The organism is Paenibacillus sp. FSL R5-0810 (assembly GCF_038002285.1).
GTDB classification, from domain to species: Bacteria; Bacillota; Bacilli; order Paenibacillales; family Paenibacillaceae; genus Paenibacillus_AQ; species Paenibacillus_AQ lactis.
This window is the reverse complement of record NZ_JBBOCF010000001.1, coordinates 2,089,165-2,107,418: the sequence shown is the minus strand read 5'-3', so window position 1 is coordinate 2,107,418 and position 18,254 is coordinate 2,089,165. Positions and strand designations below refer to the sequence as shown.

Annotated in this window: 16 protein-coding genes; all 16 read left to right on the top strand. The window is 48.2% G+C overall.

Annotation, left to right across the window (positions count from 1 at the left end; all coding sequences use genetic code 11):
* Nucleotides 1-115 precede the first annotated feature (115 nt).
* The gene (locus tag MKX76_RS09455) at nucleotides 116-1,675 is read left to right on the top strand and encodes a spore germination protein (protein WP_210094905.1); all 1,560 of its coding nucleotides are present in this window, start codon (nucleotides 116-118) and stop codon (nucleotides 1,673-1,675) included.
* Between the two features lie 23 nt (nucleotides 1,676-1,698).
* On the top strand, nucleotides 1,699-2,919 hold the full coding sequence (locus MKX76_RS09450) for a Ger(x)C family spore germination protein (protein WP_341033590.1): 1,221 nt from the start codon (nucleotides 1,699-1,701) through the stop codon (nucleotides 2,917-2,919).
* Between the two features lie 41 nt (nucleotides 2,920-2,960).
* On the top strand, nucleotides 2,961-4,061 hold the full coding sequence (locus MKX76_RS09445) for a GerAB/ArcD/ProY family transporter (RefSeq protein ID WP_341033588.1): 1,101 nt from the start codon (nucleotides 2,961-2,963) through the stop codon (nucleotides 4,059-4,061).
* 87 nt (nucleotides 4,062-4,148) lie between these two features.
* The gene (locus MKX76_RS09440) at nucleotides 4,149-4,295 is read left to right on the top strand and encodes a hypothetical protein (protein ID WP_341033587.1); all 147 of its coding nucleotides are present in this window, start codon (nucleotides 4,149-4,151) and stop codon (nucleotides 4,293-4,295) included.
* A gap of 118 nt (nucleotides 4,296-4,413) precedes the next feature.
* Complete coding sequence (locus MKX76_RS09435; protein ID WP_341033585.1) at nucleotides 4,414-5,871, top strand: S8 family serine peptidase; 1,458 nt, start codon at nucleotides 4,414-4,416, stop codon at nucleotides 5,869-5,871.
* Between the two features lie 101 nt (nucleotides 5,872-5,972).
* Nucleotides 5,973-6,452 (top strand): RrF2 family transcriptional regulator, encoded by a 480-nt coding sequence (locus MKX76_RS09430; RefSeq protein WP_007131857.1) that lies wholly within the window; start codon nucleotides 5,973-5,975, stop codon nucleotides 6,450-6,452.
* Nucleotides 6,453-6,506: 54 nt separating this feature from the next.
* Nucleotides 6,507-7,427 carry an NAD(P)/FAD-dependent oxidoreductase gene (locus MKX76_RS09425; protein WP_341033583.1) on the top strand — a complete coding sequence of 307 codons (921 nt, stop codon included), beginning with the start codon at nucleotides 6,507-6,509 and terminating at the stop codon, nucleotides 7,425-7,427.
* 404 nt (nucleotides 7,428-7,831) lie between these two features.
* Complete coding sequence (locus MKX76_RS09420; RefSeq protein ID WP_341033580.1) at nucleotides 7,832-9,586, top strand: ABC transporter substrate-binding protein; 1,755 nt, start codon at nucleotides 7,832-7,834, stop codon at nucleotides 9,584-9,586.
* 98 nt (nucleotides 9,587-9,684) lie between these two features.
* Complete coding sequence (locus tag MKX76_RS09415) at nucleotides 9,685-10,638, top strand: ABC transporter permease (protein ID WP_210094910.1); 954 nt, start codon at nucleotides 9,685-9,687, stop codon at nucleotides 10,636-10,638.
* Nucleotides 10,639-10,656: 18 nt separating this feature from the next.
* Complete coding sequence (gene opp4C, locus MKX76_RS09410) at nucleotides 10,657-11,589, top strand: oligopeptide ABC transporter permease (RefSeq protein ID WP_341033578.1); 933 nt, start codon at nucleotides 10,657-10,659, stop codon at nucleotides 11,587-11,589.
* A gap of 7 nt (nucleotides 11,590-11,596) precedes the next feature.
* Nucleotides 11,597-12,577, top strand: a complete 981-nt coding sequence (locus MKX76_RS09405; RefSeq protein WP_210094912.1) for an ABC transporter ATP-binding protein — start codon at nucleotides 11,597-11,599, stop codon at nucleotides 12,575-12,577.
* Nucleotides 12,574-13,539 carry an ABC transporter ATP-binding protein gene (locus MKX76_RS09400; RefSeq protein WP_341033576.1) on the top strand — a complete coding sequence of 322 codons (966 nt, stop codon included), beginning with the start codon at nucleotides 12,574-12,576 and terminating at the stop codon, nucleotides 13,537-13,539. The genes MKX76_RS09405 and MKX76_RS09400 overlap by 4 nt, the downstream gene beginning before the upstream one ends.
* Nucleotides 13,540-13,928: 389 nt before the next feature.
* On the top strand, nucleotides 13,929-14,585 hold the full coding sequence (locus MKX76_RS09395) for a phosphatase PAP2 family protein (RefSeq protein WP_210094914.1): 657 nt from the start codon (nucleotides 13,929-13,931) through the stop codon (nucleotides 14,583-14,585).
* Nucleotides 14,586-14,781: 196 nt separating this feature from the next.
* Nucleotides 14,782-15,708 (top strand): ABC transporter permease, encoded by a 927-nt coding sequence (locus tag MKX76_RS09390; RefSeq protein WP_251535071.1) that lies wholly within the window; start codon nucleotides 14,782-14,784, stop codon nucleotides 15,706-15,708.
* 19 nt (nucleotides 15,709-15,727) lie between these two features.
* Entirely contained in the window at nucleotides 15,728-16,627 is a 900-nt protein-coding gene (locus tag MKX76_RS09385) for a carbohydrate ABC transporter permease (protein WP_007131868.1), read from the top strand.
* 99 nt (nucleotides 16,628-16,726) lie between these two features.
* A complete protein-coding gene (locus tag MKX76_RS09380; protein ID WP_341033570.1) occupies nucleotides 16,727-18,235 on the top strand; it encodes an ABC transporter substrate-binding protein in 1,509 nt (502 codons plus the stop codon).
* Nucleotides 18,236-18,254 lie beyond the last annotated feature (19 nt).

Genomic DNA, 18,254 nt, shown 5'->3' with positions numbered 1-18,254 from the left:
TCATGGAGGCAACCGGCCGTCATTACTGATTCTCGCCAAGATGAAGGACTTGGATGAAGAATAATTTAGCCGGCAAGTTCCCATAATACTGGATAAAGTTAAGGGAGGGACTGTCATGCTGGGCCGGTTACTAAAAAAAGCGCTAAAACGAAGCCGTCCGAAGAATTCGACACAGACTAGAACCGACGCACCAATTGAGATCCGCATGACTCTTCAAGAGTCCATTCAAACCTTAACTCATATCATGGGGAACAGTACGGACTTTATGGTTAGAAAAATATCAGGGCGAGAGGATCTTCCGGAGATTGCTATTTGCTATATTGAAGGGCTGGTTGATACGAATCTGCTTAATCGGATTCTGGAATCTTGGTTAACCGTAACGCTAGAAGCTGATCAAATGCCAGGTATCGAATCCTTACTGAATAAAATATTGCCAGCAGGCCCAATTAGCAAATTACATACAACCCAATCCATCATTTCGGCTGTTTTGGATGGGAAGGCTGTCATATTAGCAGATGGTATGAAAGAAGCCTTCTCTGCTTCGATCGAAAGCCTGGAGAAGCGCTCGATCGAAGAGCCGAGTTCACAAACCGTCATTCGGGGACCTAAAGACGGATTTACAGAGGATATTTCGACGAACCTGTCCCTCATCCGGAGAAGGCTTCGAACGCCGAGCTTACGGGTTCAATCGATGGTAATCGGCAGTTATACCAATACCAAAGTCATCATGGCGTATATCGAGGGAATTGCTGATGAAAGCGTGGTATCAGAGATCAGGGCTCGATTGCAAAGCATAGAAACCGATAGCGTTCTGGAAAGCGGGTATATTGAGGAGTTTATACAAGATAATACGCTCTCCCCATTCCCAACACTGATCAATACGGAGCGTCCCGATGCGGTAGCCGGAGGTCTGCTGGAAGGACAAGTGGTTATTCTGGTGGATGGCACGCCCTTTGTGTTGCTGGCTCCTGTCACCTTTTTTAGGTTCCTCCATTCCAGCGAGGATTATTATCAACGGTATGATCTCTCCACTTTTTTACGCGGAATCCGTTTTTTCTCCTTTGTCATATCCTTGCTGTTACCGTCACTGTATATTGCGATTTCAACTTTTCATCAGGAGATGATTCCGACAACATTATTGATCAGCCTGGCAGCGCAAAGGGAAGGAACGCCGCTGCCCGCACTCATGGAAGCGTTCATGATGGAGATTACGTTTGAAATTATTCGTGAAGCGGGCGTGCGGATGCCCAGGGTGATCGGACCGGCTATTTCTATCGTGGGAGCACTTGTTTTGGGCCAGGCCGCTGTACAGGCGGGACTCGTATCGGGGGCGATGGTCATCGTGGTCTCTTTTACAGCGATTGCCAACTTTGCTATACCGGCATTTAGCATGGCAGCTGCCATCCGAATCATTCGTTTTGTGTTGATGCTGCTGGCTGGCACCTTCGGTTTATACGGGATTTTGGCAGGGATCATCCCTATCTATGCTCACCTGGTTTCCTTGACTTCATTTGGCGTTCCTTATCTTTCGCCGGTTACCCCTCTGCGCTTCGCCGATTTGAGAGACCTGTTTGTTCGTTTGCCATGGCCATTCCTTAAGACAAGACCCCAAGATATGAATCGACGAAATATGGTCAGGCAGGGAATGAACCGACCGCAACAGGGGAAGAAGTGAACCGTACGAAAGTGAGGTGCATTATGCGTAGATTCGGTTTATGCTCGATCCCGCTCGTTCTGGCGTTATTGCTGACAGGATGTTGGAATCGAACGGAATTAAATGAAATCGGCTTGATTTCCGCTCTTGGCATAGACCGAAGCGAAGAAGGCTGGATCGTAACCTACCAGTTCATCAACCCCTCGGCGATTTCAGCCGGAACCGGCGGAGCTAGTAAAGCGGGCGGAGGAGAGTCACCCGTCCATGTATTTTCCTCCGAAGGCCCAACGCTTCGGGAAGCGATTGATGTAATTTACACAGAATCTCCCAGACGATTGTATTTTCCTCATGCAGATGTTCTCGTTCTCGGTAAAGAGGCAGCAAGGAAGAGCATTACAGATGTTATAGATTTTTACTGGAGAAATACCTACTTACGAGAGAATGTCAGCGTGATGATAACGGAAGGGCAGGCAAGTGAAATGCTTAAGCAGCTTATTCCACCGGAACGTCTTCCAGGCACTGCAATGGCTCATATCTCAAGGCAAACGGATCATTTCAACAGTAATTTCCCATCGATTAAGATGTATGAGCTGACACGGAGTCTGGATTCTCAATCCGGTGTAGCCAGTGTTCCTCAGGTTGAAGTGGTTGGGGAGTCGCAGTCAAGGATCGAATCGATGGATCAGCTGCATAAAACCTCTACTCCCGCCAAGGTCAGAATTACAGAATTGGCCGTCTTTCGAAAAGACCGGAGCGTCGGGACGTTAACGCGCAATGAGAGCATCGGAATATCTTGGTTAACGGACAAAATCCGAATCAGTGCATTATCCATAACCTGCCCAGGCTCCAATAAAGGAACTGAGAAATTCTCCTTTCAAACATTTCCCGCGAAAACCAAAACCCGAGTCCGTAAAGAAGCGGATGGGTTTACAATGTTGGTCTCCGTTAAAGCAAAAGGCAGGATCAGCGAGTCCAACTGTCCTGAAAATCTGGCGAATTTATCCAATCTGCGCGCTGCGGAAAAAGAGATTGAGGAGGTGATTAAGGATTACATGAGCAAGGGGTGGGAAGCCTCCAAAAGGCTTCAAGCCGACCTGCCTCATTTTGCAGATCAAATCCATCGCAAATATCCGAAGGAATGGAGTAAAATCAAGGATCAATGGGAGAAGGAAGGAATGCAGTCCACCAGGCTTGTTCTGCAAGTTAACGTTACCATTGGTCAGACAGGCATGTCTCAAAAGACGTTCAAACCGGATGGAGGCTAGCCGCTTCATATTTAAATGGATGCTGAAACAAGAAGGGAACCATGGAGATGAAACAATCCATACGAGTTACCGATTTGGTATGTTTTCTAGCTGTATTTGAAGTCGGAAGCACGACGTTGTTCTTCTTGGGGGCTGAAGCGAAACGGGATGCATGGATCGCCATGGGCATTGCCGCTTTGATCGGATTGCTCCTGCTGGCCATGTATCTGTTAATCTACCGGTCCAATCCTGGGCTTGATTTATATGGCTTGTGCAGACAATATTTTGGCAAAATCATCGGCTCTGCGGTTAACCTAAGCTTTGCCGGTTATTTTGCATATGAAGCATCCCGCAATTTAAGGGATCTGGGCGAACTCACGCTATTAACGTTACTAGACCGAACGCCGCTAATGTTTATCATGTTGACGGCAATTATCGTGGTGGCTAATACCGTAAGATATGGCCCCAAAGTGGTGATTTGGATGTGCGCGGGTTTTTTGCCCATCATTATTTTGAGCTACTTCACGATTTATACGCTGCTTGTTTCTTCGGGGCTGATTCAATTTGAGCTGATGCTGCCTATTCTGGAAGAGGGGTTCCGTCCTGCCTGGACGGCCGCCGTCCCGGAAATCGTATCCTTTCCGTTCGGGCAAACGTTATTGTTTTTGCTCTTTTTTCCTCTAGTCAAGAAAAAGGAAAAATTGAGTCGGAGCGTGATCATTACTTACGTAATTACGGCGATTTGCTTAATTATGATTAATCAAATCAATATCCTCGTATTAGGCCCGACTCAAGCAGCAAACAGCACGCTGCCGCTTCTGCAGGTGGTTCAGCTTATAGATATTGCTGAAGCCTTTGAACGGTTCGATGTTCTATTTGTGATCGTGTTAGTTCTCGGTTTGGGTACAAAAATGGCTGCATTTTTCATGGGAGCCGCCATGGGGCTTCATAAAATTACAGGGCTATCTTATAAAATGTGGACGGTCGTCGTTGCTGTAGTCATATTTGCGTTAGCGTTTATATCCCCCAATTATCCTCACCATATTTGGCTCGGCATTAAGGTTGTCGTTACCTACGTAACTCCGATCTTTCAAATTGCCTTGCCGCTGATTCTTGTGCTTGTGATATGGATTCGAAGCATGTGGACGAAGCAGCGTCAATGAATGAGACCATGGAAAAAGATGTTATTTCAGTGCCGGGAATATTATAATGGAGTCGAACGACATCTTATGGCGGTAGGAGGGACCTTCTTGAAATTAACCGAGCTGATTGAACATTTGGCCATTGCTCAAATCCAAGGGAATGCTGACGTTGACATCAAGGGGATCAGCATGAATTCGAAAGATTTCGATGATCGGGAAGAGGCCAAGGCTGCGATTCGTAACCGGAATCATTAGCATATAACATCTGAAGGTCCCTATTTAAAGCGCTGATAGGGGCTTTTTGATATTTTTGAAAACCCAAACCTGCCAATAACGTAGCTTTATAACCTTCGATTCAAAGGAGAGATTTAACATGAGAACACCAACTGATCCTAATTGGGCCCGCTTAGGCTTTTCTGAACCTCCAGATTTCAAAGCAGCAGGGAAGGATATAGGGATTGTCATCATAGATAGAATTACCCCGCATCCTGCAATTCAGCATTTACGTAGCCGTTTAAAATATATTACGGTTCATGACGACAACTCGATTACATGTCGTGATATCGCTAATGAAGATCCAGAGGAAAATCATAATGGGGATGGCGAACATGGTTTAATGACGGTACTCGCGTTGTCACACCTCCCTTTTGTTCATAATGGGCAAATTCATACCGGGATTGCACCGGCAGCGAATTTAGTCGTTCTTGATCACGGTGCATTCAAAGCCGGCGAAGGAGAAAGATTGAGAGCAGGGATTTCATGGATCATGCAAAAACGTAAAGAATGGAATATAAGGATTATCTTAAGCACAGGTTGGCATGCGCTTGATCATCAGATCCTTCTAAAAAGTACAAAAGAAAACACTACGGTTCAAGCACTGGCTTCAGCGGTACAAGCTGGGATTTTGGTTGTTTGCTCGAACGGGAACACGAGAACGATCAATATTTTGCCGCCTTTCGAATATTTAGCAGTGGGGGGATATAATGACCGAGGTCTTGCGGATCGCCGAGAACACAGAGCTTTTCCGGATGAACCGTATGGACGTAATGCAGACGGTCACTTCAGGCCAGATGTCCTTGCACCAAGAGTTTTTCTAACCCTGCCCTTCTGTGAATCACATGAAGAAGGGGATGGGGGCTCCTATTATTGGGGGACGTCAGGAGCTTCAGCTTTAGTAACCGGAGTCGCTGCATATTTGTTGTCCAAGTACCCGAGTCTAGATGTGAATACGCTGCGCCATGCATTGACCACTTACGGAGATCCGCTCCATGGTTACGAGAATCCCGCCCCTAGAATCAATGTCCACAAAGTCGAGGCGGCGATTGTAGCTGGTGTCAAAATTAATGATTCGAGAAAAAAGCTGCCGTCCCTCTATATTAAAGACGCATCTGCATCGTTACAATCCCAAGATGAAATGGAGAGGGCTGTGGCTTTATCGACACTTGTGAGAAATCAACATTGTTCTCGAGAGCTGCTATGGCAATACTTAGACGATCCTTCACCGGTCGTTAGGAAAATTGCTGTTTCGGGTTTGGATAAACCGTTAAATGAACAGGAGCGGGACGTCTTCTGGGAGCGACTTGAGAAGGAATCTGAGGGGGGCGTCCGCGGCTTGCTTGCCTCTGGATTATTACAGGATGTTAGAAAAAATGAAGTTGCCAAATGGATACCATGGTCGACGGATATCAATTGGTCCGTTCGTTGGTGCGTAAGCGAATATCTTGCCAACTTCCCTGACGCTTATCCACAGCTTATAATGACCCATGACCCGGATTCCATCATTTCAAAGGCGGCCCCTTTAATTCAATGGCTAATAGAGAAGCAAAGCTAGGCGCCCCGCATCATTTGTTGTTGCAAATTAGAATGGAATCATTTATCATAGACTTCACAGGTCCATAATTGTGATAATAAGAGGAAGGGAGGGTAGACAAAATGCAGTTCTCCAAAAGTACGGACTACGCCCTGCACGCATTAATTCATTTGGGTCTTCCGGAGCGCCACACCAACGTCGGAATCAAGGAATTATCCGCAACGCTTGGGGTTTCCGAAAGCTACTTGTCCAAGATTATGTCCAAGCTAAGACAGGATGGAATCGTCCGTGCCGTCCCTGGGGTGAACGGCGGCTACGAGCTTGCCAGACCCGCCGATCAGATTACATTTCTTGATGTGATCCAAGTAATCGAAGGACGACAGCAGTTGTTTGAATGCTCGAATATGAATTCGCGGCAGCATCAGTTGTTAGCTCAAGAGGGAGCTGCACAGCAGGAACAACCAGCGAGAAACGGATGTCTGGTGGAGAAGGTGATGGAAGGCGCTGAAGAGCATCTGCACCAATACTTACGGGAGCATACGATTCAAACGGTACTGGATGAGGCTCTCAAGCACCGCAGCCATGAATCGCACAAGAAGTGAACCACTTCTTGCGGCTTAATTATGGACATTACAGATCTATGGAGGTAATTAAAAATGACAACAAAACAGCTTCTTGATGTAGCGATTATTGGCGGCGGCCCGGCAGGATTGAATGCTGCGCTCGTACTGGGACGGGCAAGGAAAAATGTAGTGGTGATCGATGAAGGTCGTCCCCGCAACGCCGTGACCCGTGCGACCCACGGATTTCTTACACGCGATGGCATCAGCCCTGGCGAATTCCGGCGAATTGCCAAGGAAGAGATCAGCAACTATCCTTCCGTAACTTTCATGGGGGATGCGGCCGTTGCGATTACGGGCTCGGATGGTCATTTTCAAATTACAACTGCCCAAGGGAACACCATTACCAGCAAAAAAGTGCTGTTTGCCGTCGGAATGAAGGATCAGCCGCTCGATATTCCGGGACTGGCAGAGGCTTATGGGAAAAGCGCGTTTGTATGCCCATACTGCGATGGATGGGAGTTAAGAGACCAGCCGCTAGTCATCATTGCCAAAGGAGCAGATGCCATGCACTTGGCTCCGTTAATATCCGGATGGTCCAAGCAGTTTACCATCTGCACGAATGGCCCCGATGAGCTGACCGATGACCAACGCGAAGAGATGCAGCAGCATCAAGTACCTGTGTTCGACTCACCGATTCGGTTCATTGACTCAAGCGAGGGAATCGTGCGGCAAGTCGTTCTCGAAGATGGGACGTCCATTCCATGCAGGGGAATATTCTTCAAACCGACGCTTGTCACGGGCTCGGATCTTCCGCAAGCCATGGGATGCAGCATGACAGAGATGGGGGCCGTTGTCGTGGATGACTTTGGGAAGACAAGTGTCCCGGGCGTTTATAGCGCAGGGGATGCGGCATCCCGGCTTCACCAAGCGGTTGCTGCAGCCTCCATGGGAGCCTTTGTTGCAGCGGCTATGAACAACGAGATGAATTTGGAGGCTTGGAGAAGGAATGGCTGATGCCATACTAATCGGTATGTTCCATTGCTATAATGAACAACAGAACCGACGGGTGAGAATCGTGCTACAAAACATCCTATTGACAATCCTTAACAGGTAATGATAAGCTACGAAAAAGTCCGATAATTCCAATTGGAATTATTAAATTACACAGTTGAAAAACATAAAGTCGACCATACCATTGGAGACGTAGGAGAGCTGCAGCATTTCAGCTAATTCCTGCGTTTTTTTGTTTTTCACGTATAAGAGGAGAGGGGGCTTACTTCGAGAAGAGCGTGAAGAAGAATACATAATGGAGTTAAAAAAGATGCAGCAGTATATAGAAAAATTATCCTGAAACGATGATTGAAATTGGTTTGATACCAATACCAAGGGACTTTATAAACATGAAAAGGGTGGTTTATATGAGAAAACAACGGTATTCAGGGTTGATAGTGCTTTGGTTATTGGCGCTATCCGTCGTTCTGGCGGCATGCTCCTCCAGCCCGCAAAGCACGCAGACGGAGGCTGCGTCTACTCCCTCATCGACCCCTTCCGCGAATGAATCGTCATCGCAAGCGAATCAAGGAACGGGAGAACATTTACTTCAAGAGCCATTGCCTGCACAGGATTTGTCCAAACTACCGGATCGAGCCAAGCAGCGAAATGATGCGATTATCGTCACCTTGACGAACCCGAGCGGTGCGTTTACTCCATATTTTACACAGGTGGGATATGACGGCAATGTGAACTCCGTGCTATATACCCCGCTGGTCAGGGTCGATACGAACGGCTTGCCGGTCCCGGGACTCGCCGAGAAATGGGAGGTTTCCGAAGATAAGTTGACTTATACGTTCTTTCTTCGCGAGGGTTTGAAGTACAGTGATGGATCGCCAATGACGACAGAGGACGTCGAATTTACGTGGACCTTGCTTCACGATCCATCCTACGACGGCCTCAACAGCGTAGTGGAAACCAACATCAAAGGCGGGAAAGCATACAAGGAAGGTAAGGCCGATTCCATCGAAGGTATTCATGTGATCGATGAGAAGACAATATCCGTGACGCTGGAAGAGACCAATGCGACTGCACTGACGGTGCTGGGCGGCCCGATCTTATCCAAAGCCTACTATGGAAAGGACTATAAGTTCGGCAATCTGGATTACATTAAAAACCTGCACGCCAACCCGATCACGAACGGGCCATACAAGCTGGAGAAGTTCATTCCCGGCCAAGAAGTGAATTTTGTTGCGAACGAACACTATATTTTCGGAAAGCCGAAGACGGAGTATTTCATCTATAAGACGACCGAAGGAGACACTTGGCAGTTTATTGAAACGGGAGAGGTCGATTACGGCAGCTTCTCCGCTACGACGGATAATATCGAGAAGCTAAAGGGCCTCGGCTTCTTGAATTTGATCCCAAGCACAGCGAGCAATTACGGATACAATCAATTCAATTTGGAGAGGGACCATCTGAAAGACAAGCGCGTCCGCCAAGCCTTGACTTACGGGCTGAACCGCCAGCTGATCTATGTCGATTCCAGGCAAGGTGCAGGATCGCTTGCCAATATTCCATCCTCTCCAATCCTGTGGTCCTATACAGAAGAAGGGATTAATCCCTACCCGTACGATCCGGAAAAAGCAAAGCAATTGTTAGATGAAGCCGGCTGGAAGGTCGGTGCGGACGGCATCCGCGAGAAGGACGGGAAGAAGCTGCAGATCAACTATCTGGGATCGAAGAGCCCGAATACGGATATTTTTATCGCCGTTGCCAAGGAGAACTACAAGGAAATCGGCGTCGATTTTATCCCTGAGCAGTTCCCGGATTTCAATACGCTCGTTTCAAAGGTGAACGGCGGGGATTTTGACATGGCCTCATTCTCTACGACGATTATCAGTGATCCTTCCCAGGGCGTTAGCAGCTTTATTAAAGGGGAGACAAAAGGCTATAACAATCCTCAAATCGACGAGCTATATGCGAAAGGTTTAGCAACAGACGACATAGAGGAGCGCAAAAAGATTTACCACGAAATGTTCAAAATTCTTAACGACGAGCTGCCGATCATGTTTACCAACTATACCAAATCGGTGATTGCCATCAATGGCCGCATTGACGGGTTCGAGCTAAACCCGCTGGCGGGGATCGCCCACAGCTTGCCCGACTGGGAGCTTAAATAAGTACGCTTCAACCAGCAAGTGCCTGTGAACCGCTTGATAACAAAGACATCTCCAGCCTGGGCTTAGCAGGCCGGAGATGCTTGATTGAAGGAGAGAACATGAGAACCTATTTGCTCCGAAGATGTTTATATATGCTCTTGATTTTGATTGGCGCGTCCTTGTTGATCTTTTTCCTGTATTCTTTAACGCCCGGCGATTACGTCGACAACAATTTGAGCTTAAGCGAGGAGCGCAAGGCAGAGCTTAGGGAGATACATGGGCTGAACAAGCCGATTCTCGAGCGATACGTAAATTGGATGGCCAATATGTTCAAAGGCGATTTCGGGTATTCCCTGGCACAGCAGCGTCCGGTCCTCGATCTGTTTCAGGATTACATATGGAATTCCTTTTTGCTAGCGGTGGTCTCAACGTTCTTTACCTGGTTCTTTGCCGTTGTCGTCGGCGTACTGACGGCCTACAAACAGTATTCGCTGCTCGATACGCTGGTTATGGTCGGCATATTCGCCGCTATGTCCATTCCTTCGTTCTTTATCGGGCTGTTCCTGATCAAAGTGTTTGCCGTCGATTTGAAAATCCTTCCGCCGGGAGGAATGATTACGACCGGCAGCCGTGCCGTAGGCTGGGAATATGTCGCCCAGGTTCTGCATCATATGCTGCTTCCTGTTGCCGTCATGGTGCTGCTCGGCGTAGGCTCGCTGACCCGGTACTTCCGCAGCAACATGCTGGAAGTCATTAAGCAGGATTATGTCCGTACCGCCCGGGCCAAAGGGTTGAAGGAGAGAACGGTTCTTTATCGACACGCGTTGAAAAATGCGATGCTGCCCGCAATTACATTGATCGGCTTCGAGCTGCCAGGATTGTTCGGGGGCTCCATCATTATCGAGAAGATTTTTAACTGGCCGGGAATCGGTCAGCTGTACATGCAGTCGTTTACGGTCCGGGATTATCCGCTCTTGATGGGCTTTACGATGTTTCTGGCCATCTTGACGGTTGTCGGCACATTCATCTCCGATATCCTCTATCATACTTCCGACCCTCGGGTCAGGCTTTAGCGAAAGGAGGAGCTGCACATGTCCATTCAAACGACGGCTGGACGTGCGGAAAAAGCCATCCGCGCCCTGGATGTATCCGATTCGTTATGGCGGCAATCGATCCGCCAATTGCGCAAAAACAAGCTGGCGGTCGCCGGCTTCGCTTTTATCGTGTTTATGTTTCTGATCTGTTTTATCGGCCCGTTATTCTCGCCATATGCAGACGGCAAGATCAACCCCGCCAATATGCACCAGCCTCCGAGCGCCAAGCACTGGCTGGGAACGGATCTGCTCGGCAGAGACGTGCTCACAAGGCTGCTGCAGGCCGGCAGGATTTCGCTTACGGTAGGTCTCGCATCCATGGCGCTGTCGATGACCATCGGAACGGTTCTCGGTATCGTTTCGGGTTACTACCGCGGCGTTGTGGATCAGATCATTATGCGGGTTGCCGACCTGTTGTTCACGATCCCCGGACTTCCGATCCTCTTCATCATGGGAGCACTAATGTCGGATTGGAAGATTCCGACCGATTATCGGCTGTATCTCGTGATGCTGATGCTGAGCATTATCGGATGGCCGGGCGTGGCGCGCCTTGTCCGAAGCCAGATGCTGACATTAAGGGAACGGGAATATATGCAGGCTGCCGACGTGCTCGGCCTCAGCGATAAGCGGAAGCTGTTTCGCCATTTGCTGCCCAATGTATTTCCGCTGCTGATCGTAATCGCTACATTGAGCATTGGAGGGGCGATATTGTCGGAGTCCGCGCTCAGCTTTTTTGGGCTTGGGGTTATGCCGCCAACGCCGACCTGGGGAAATATGATCGATGCGGCCAACAATGTGATCGATTTCGAGAAGCGGCCCTGGCTGTGGATCCCTCCCGGACTGGCCATCTTTTTGACGGTCATTGCCATCAATATTTTCGGCGACGGGCTCCGAGACGTTCTCGACCCTAAACAGAATACAAGCAGGTGAACGGAAGATGAATTCATTAATCGAGATTAATAACTTAAGCACTTATTTTGAATCCGGCGCAGGAACGGTCAAGGCGGTTGACGATATTAGCTTCCGCATCCGTGAAGGGGAAACGGTATGCATCGTGGGGGAATCCGGCTGCGGAAAGAGCATCACGGCGATGTCGATCATGGGGTTGGTGGATGAACCTCACGGGAAAGTCGTTGGCGGTCAAATCCGGTTCGGAGACAAGGATCTCTTGAAGATCAGCAAAGAAGAGATGCGGCGCATCCGCGGCAACGACATCTCCATTATTTTTCAGGAACCGATGTCCTCCCTTAATCCGGTCATCACCATCGGCAGGCAAATTATGGAGCCGCTCATGCTTCATCAAAAGCTGAACAAGAAGCAAGCTTATGCCCGGGCGCTGGAACTGATTGAGTTAGTCGGCATTTCGAGGGCTGAACAAATTGCGGCTTCATACCCGCATCAATTGTCGGGAGGCATGCTGCAGCGGATCATGATCGCGATCGCAATCTCCTGCGGCCCTAAGCTGCTGATTGCCGACGAGCCGACAACGGCGCTGGACGTAACGATCCAGGCTCAGGTTCTTGAAACGCTCCGTCAAAGCAAGGAGCAATCCAATATGTCGATCATGCTGATCACGCACGACCTCGGCGTGGTGGCGGAGATGGCGGACTATGTGATTGTCATGTATGCCGGGAAGATCGTTGAGGAAGGGGATGTCGAGGAGCTGTTCGAGCGGCCGAAGCATCCATATACCCGGGGACTGCTAAAATCAAAGCCGATCATCGGTCAACGAGCAGAACAGCTGTATTCGATACCAGGGCAGGTCCCGAGTCCGCTTGAATTGACGGAATCGTGCTATTTCCATGATCGGTGCGAATCCTGCATCCCGATCTGCCGAATCCGGCAGCCGAAGCTAAGCGAAGTGGCAGCCGGTCATTTAGCAGCCTGTTGGCTGTATGAAGAGGAGGCGGAAGCGTGAGCGAAGCATTGCTTGAGGTGCGCCGTTTGAAAAAGTACTTTCCGATCAACGCGGGGCTGTTAAACCGGACGGTCGGCTACGTTAAAGCCGTGGACGATATCAGCTTCACGATCCAGCCGGGAGAGACCTTCGGTCTTGTCGGCGAATCCGGGAGCGGCAAGAGCACCGTTGGACGGACCATTTTGCGGCTGCATGAGAAAACGAGCGGGGACGTGCTTTTTAAGGGAATCCCCTTTCACGGGCTGCCCAAAACGGAGGTCCGCAAGCTTAGACCCAAGATGCAGCTGATATTCCAGGATCCGTACAGCTCGCTCAACCCTCGCATCCGTATTGGCGATGCCATTGGCGAATCCTTGCTGGAGCATGGTTTGGCGGAGAAGGATGAGCTTCGCGACGTTGTGCTCGATGTGCTCGAGGCGTGCGGTCTTTCCTCCTATCATTACAGCCGGTTTCCCCATGAGTTTTCCGGCGGACAGCGGCAGCGGCTCGGCATCGCCCGGGCTCTGGTGCTGAACCCCGATTTTATTATTGCCGATGAGCCGGTCTCGGCGCTCGATGTCTCCATTCAAGCCCAAATCATTAATTTGTTCCAGAAGCTTCAGCATACCCGGGGATTGACCTATTTGTTCATTTCCCATGACTTAAGCGTAGTCGAGCATTTGTGCAACCGGATTGGGGTTATGTACCTCGGCTCGATGATGGAAATGGCTTCACGGGACGAACTGTTTAGCCGGCCGCTCCATCCCTACACGAAAGCGCTGCTCTCGGCAATTCCTGTGCCGGTGCCGAGACTGAAGCGGGAGAGAATTGTTCTCAAGGGCGATATTCCGAGTCCGGCCAATCCGCCTTCAGGCTGTAAGTTTCATACCCGCTGTCCGCTTGCCACAGCCCAGTGCAAAGAGCTAGTGCCCGCATTCCGTCTTGTCGGCGACGATCACTTTGTTGCCTGCCATTTGGTGTAACACGGGGGTGATTACGGGCAATCTCTGTTTTGACTGATGGCTAAACGAATAAATGTTTCGGACGATAGAAGCACGAAGAAATGATAAAGCCAATGAAACAACGAACGGGCATGCTCCTTTCGCTTGCGCTCATTCAAAAAAACCGCGAAACATCGCGGTTTTTTTGCGTGTAACATTCCTGCTTGATTCCATCGTTAACCAGTTTTTTACTTTGTACATCCGGTCCGTCATGATAGAATATGAACTTCACTGTGAAAATAAGGAGTGCAAGGAATGGATTTTCAATGTTGTAAGGCTAAAAAAATCAAAAACCAACGAGTCATGTCGAGAGGCTGCCGCTTCATATACATGGATCAGAATGATGTGTCTCGGAAGAAGGGAGGGAGCATGTGAATTCGAAAGTGAAAGCCTATCTCCCGATGTTATGGATTCTGGTCATTCCGGTACTGAACATCTTTTACGCTGTACTGAACCAGGCGCATCTGCCGGTTTACAGCCTGATGACGGATCTGGATGCCCAAATTCCGTTTGTGCCGATGTTTATCATCCCTTATCTGATATGGTACCCATTCATCATCATCGTTCTGTTTATGCTCTGTATCAGGGAGCGTAGTGTATATTACCGGACGCTGCTAACCCAGTGTCTCGGTTTGGTTGCTTGCTATATCATATTTTATCTGTTCCAGACGACGGTTGAGCGTCCGACCGCCATGGGGACGGGGATTTTCGAAGGCTTAGTGAACCTGGTGTACAGCACCGATAATCCTTATAATTGCTTTCCCAGCATTCATGTGTTGACCAGTTATTTAATGATCAAGGGTGCAATGGCTTGTGCATCCTATCCTAATTGGGAACGGACAGCGGTGAAAGTATGTGCCTGGATGATCATTGCTTCGACCCTGTTCGTGAAGCAGCATGTCCTTCTGGACATCGCCGGTGCCATCGCGGTGGTCGAGCTGCTATGGTATGGGGTAGGCAAGCTATCGTTGGGTCAGCAATCGAAGTTCAAGGGAGAAGTCGTTCGTCAAAATTTAACGGCTGATTAATAAATTATTTCTAGATATATCAAATGGTAAATGTAAGTCTCAGGCGACTGCACGAAGCAGTCGTCTTTCTTTTTGATCCTTACGATAAAGTCACCAACGTTGCATCATAAAGTCATGAAGATAGTGGCCCGGCAAAATCAAATGGCTATAAAATGGGGATGTAAAGGTTTACATGTCGTGACAAAGGGGTTGGAACATGAGAGACACGTCTCATTTTATGAAGAGTTTGAAGAAGTATAAATGGCTGCTGCTGATGACGTTGCCAGGGATCGTCTATTTATTCATCAACAACTATATCCCGATGTACGGCGTGATTCTAGCATTTAAGAACTACAATTATGTCGATGGCATTTGGGGAAGTGCATGGGCCGGATTTGATAATTTTAAATTTTTGTTCAACTCACAGGATGCTTACATCATTACCAGGAATACCTTCCTTTACAATTTCGTCTTTATTGTGCTGAATCTGGTCTTAGCGGTTCTGGTTGCGCTGCTGATTAATGAGATTAAGGATAGAGCGATCAGCCGATTCTATCAAAGCACATTTCTGCTGCCGCACATTATCTCTATGGTCGTGGTTGCCTATCTGGTCTACAGCTTTCTAAATGTAGATAGCGGCCTTGTGAACAGATTATTGATCAATTGGTTTGGTTCCGAGGCGGTTTCTTGGTATGGTGAGCCCAAGTATTGGCCATACATACTGGTCATCGTCAATGCATGGAAGAACGTAGGATATCTATCCATCATTTACTTCGCTGCCATTATTGGTATAGACAAAGAATATTATGAAGCCGCCACGATCGACGGAGCAAGCAAGTGGAAGCAGATGACCCGGATTACCATCCCGTTAATTTTGCCCGTGATCATCACCATGACCCTGCTTGCGGTTAGCGGCATTCTGCGGTCGGATTTCGGATTGTTCTATCAGGTTCCCATGAATACTGGCGCTCTGATCCCGACAACGAACACCATTGATACTTTTGTCTATCGTGCCATGATTCAATCGGGGGATATAGGCATGTCAACTGCAGCTGGATTCTATCAGTCCGTTGTTTGTTTTGTACTGATATTAGTAGCGAATACAGCCGTAAGACGGATTAATAAACGAGACGCTTTGTTTTAACAGAGGGGAGGTCAATGTAGTGAAGGAAGTGAGCGCAAAAAAATGGATCGGCGCATCCTCGATTCACCTGTTCTTTTGGGCATTTACATTTGTATCATTAATTCCGTTCATTCTTGTCTTTATGGTGTCCATTTCAAGTGAGGATTCCATCCTGCAGAACGGCTACTCGCTGTTTCCAAGTCAGATCAGCTTTGCAGCCTATCAATTTTTATTCAACGATTTTTCGGAAATCGCGAAAGCTTACGGGGTTACGATCTTGTCCACCCTGGTCGGTACTGTCGTAAGCCTCTTCATAACAGCCCTGTTTGCTTATCCGTTATCCAGACCCGAGCTTCCGTTTCGCCGCACCCTTTCGTTTTATATTTTCTTCACCATGCTGTTCGGCGGCGGAATGGTGCCTTGGTATATCACTTATGTGAACATGTTTGATTTGAAAAATACGATTATGGCCATGATCATTCCCAACTTGCTGTTAAGTGCCTTCAATGTACTGCTTATGCGCAGCTTCTTCGCCTCGTCCATTCCGGAATCCGTGGTTGAATCCGCGACGATTGACGGCGCAAGCGAAATGAAGATCTTCTTTAAAATCGTTGTTCCGCTTTCTTTGCCGATTATGGCGACGATTGGCCTATTCAACACGTTAGCTTACTGGAACGACTGGTACAACTGTATGCTGTTCATCGATAAACCCGAGCTGTATAACATCCAGTACCTGATGACAAAGACGCTCACGAATATTCAGTATCTTCTGATGAAATCCAATAGCTCGGCCCAGGTCGGGGAACTGCTCGCCACCATGCCTAGAGAAACGGTCCGCATGGCTCTTGCCATCGTTGGCATTGCTCCATTGATGTTTGCCTACCCGTTCTTCCAGAAGTATTACATTAGCGGAATTACAACCGGTGCCGTGAAAGGTTAGCTTCAAAACCACTGTTCGATTGAGGAGGTGGGGCAGGCGATTCGCACTTTAATAACGCTCTTTGAGAGAAGATGAATGTTGAGAGGAGATTTCAGGGATATGAAAAAGGCGCATTACTTAGTGCTTATATTCATGCTTTGCGGAATACTGGCATTAACAGGTTGTAGTAAGGGGGCTGCCGGTACCACACCGACTCCAGCGGATCAAACAGGAAATAATTCGGATTCCTCGCTTAGCCCTTATAAAATAACGCTTGTTTACCCGGCAACGGCTCCTAAAGATTTACTGCTTGTTCAGGAAGAAATGAGCAAATATCTGACGGAAAAGATCAATGCTACGATTGAGCTCAAACCCATTGAGTGGGCTTCATGGGATGATAAAACCAATTTGATGAAAATCTCCAATGAACCGTTTGATCTGATGTTCACAGCCAGCTGGTTCTCGTATGCGAAGGATGTTGCTAAAGGGCAGTATTTGGAACTCGATGATTTGATGGCCCAATATGGCAAAGATATTCCGGGCATCCTCGGCGAGGAATTTATTAAGGGATCCAGAATCGGAGGCAAGCTGTACGCACTTCCCACCAAGAAAGAATTCGGGCAGGGGTTCGGATTCCTTCTTGACAAGAAGCTGGTAGATAAATACAAGTTCGATATTAGTGGCGTCAAGACGCTGGAAGATATGGAAGCGATGTTCAAGACGATTAAGGACAATGAGCCTGGTGTGACTCCAATCGTTTCAAGCAAATTCACAAATATATGGGATGCAGCCAATTACGATTACATCGTGGCCAATCTCGCTGTACCACGGGGAAGTAAAGAATTGAAAGCCGTGGATACCCTGGAAGACCCAAAATTCATCGACTTCTACAAACGAATGCATCAATGGAATCAGAACGGCTGGTTTGATAAGGATATTCTTACATCAGACGCTGACCAAGGGATGAATATGATCAAGGCAGGCAAAGCCTTTGCGGTTGCCCAATCCTTAAAGCCAGGGAAAGACAAGGAAATGAGCATATCATCGGGTGTAGAGGTAGTGCAGGTAGAAACGGCGGAGCCGTTTACAACGACAGGAGACGCGCAGGGCGCGATGCTCGGAATATCGCGTACTTCTAAGGATCCGGCTAGAGCGATGATGTTCTTGAATCTGCTATATAGTGATCCGAAGCTGCTCAATATGCTGTACTGGGGTATCGAAGGTAAACATTATGTCAAGAAATCCGATAATGTGATTGATTATCCTGAGGGTGTGAATGCGGACACGCAAGGCTACCCAAATCCGGGAGGCTGGATGTTCGGGAACCAGTTCAATTCTTATTTATGGGTCAATGAAGATCCAAATAAATGGGAAGAGTTCAAAAAGTTCAATGAACGAGCGGAGCATTCGATTGCGCTAGGGTTTGCTTTTAATCAAGAGCCGGTTAAATCAGAGATGGCATCCTTAGCGAATGTCGAGAAAGAGTTCGGGGCTACGCTGAAATCGGGAGCCGTTGATCCTGAGAAGATTATTGCCAAATGGAAAGAAAAACGGAAGTCCGCGGGCTTTGATAAAGTGAAAGCCGAAGTGGAAAAGCAACTGGCTGAGTGGGCTGAGACTCAGAAGTAATAGGGATTAAGGAAAAAGG

Coding starts and splice junctions, on each gene's coding strand:
- MKX76_RS09415 (WP_210094910.1), top strand. CDS start 9,685: ATGAGAACCTATTTGCTCCGAAGATGTTTATATATGCTCTTGATTTTG.
- MKX76_RS09450 (WP_341033590.1), top strand. CDS start 1,699: ATGCGTAGATTCGGTTTATGCTCGATCCCGCTCGTTCTGGCGTTATTG.
- MKX76_RS09390 (WP_251535071.1), top strand. CDS start 14,782: ATGAGAGACACGTCTCATTTTATGAAGAGTTTGAAGAAGTATAAATGG.
- MKX76_RS09430 (WP_007131857.1), top strand. CDS start 5,973: ATGCAGTTCTCCAAAAGTACGGACTACGCCCTGCACGCATTAATTCAT.
- MKX76_RS09455 (WP_210094905.1), top strand. CDS start 116: ATGCTGGGCCGGTTACTAAAAAAAGCGCTAAAACGAAGCCGTCCGAAG.
- MKX76_RS09380 (WP_341033570.1), top strand. CDS start 16,727: ATGAAAAAGGCGCATTACTTAGTGCTTATATTCATGCTTTGCGGAATA.
- MKX76_RS09420 (WP_341033580.1), top strand. CDS start 7,832: ATGAGAAAACAACGGTATTCAGGGTTGATAGTGCTTTGGTTATTGGCG.
- MKX76_RS09435 (WP_341033585.1), top strand. CDS start 4,414: ATGAGAACACCAACTGATCCTAATTGGGCCCGCTTAGGCTTTTCTGAA.
- MKX76_RS09425 (WP_341033583.1), top strand. CDS start 6,507: ATGACAACAAAACAGCTTCTTGATGTAGCGATTATTGGCGGCGGCCCG.
- MKX76_RS09405 (WP_210094912.1), top strand. CDS start 11,597: ATGAATTCATTAATCGAGATTAATAACTTAAGCACTTATTTTGAATCC.
- MKX76_RS09445 (WP_341033588.1), top strand. CDS start 2,961: ATGGAGATGAAACAATCCATACGAGTTACCGATTTGGTATGTTTTCTA.
- opp4C (WP_341033578.1), top strand. CDS start 10,657: ATGTCCATTCAAACGACGGCTGGACGTGCGGAAAAAGCCATCCGCGCC.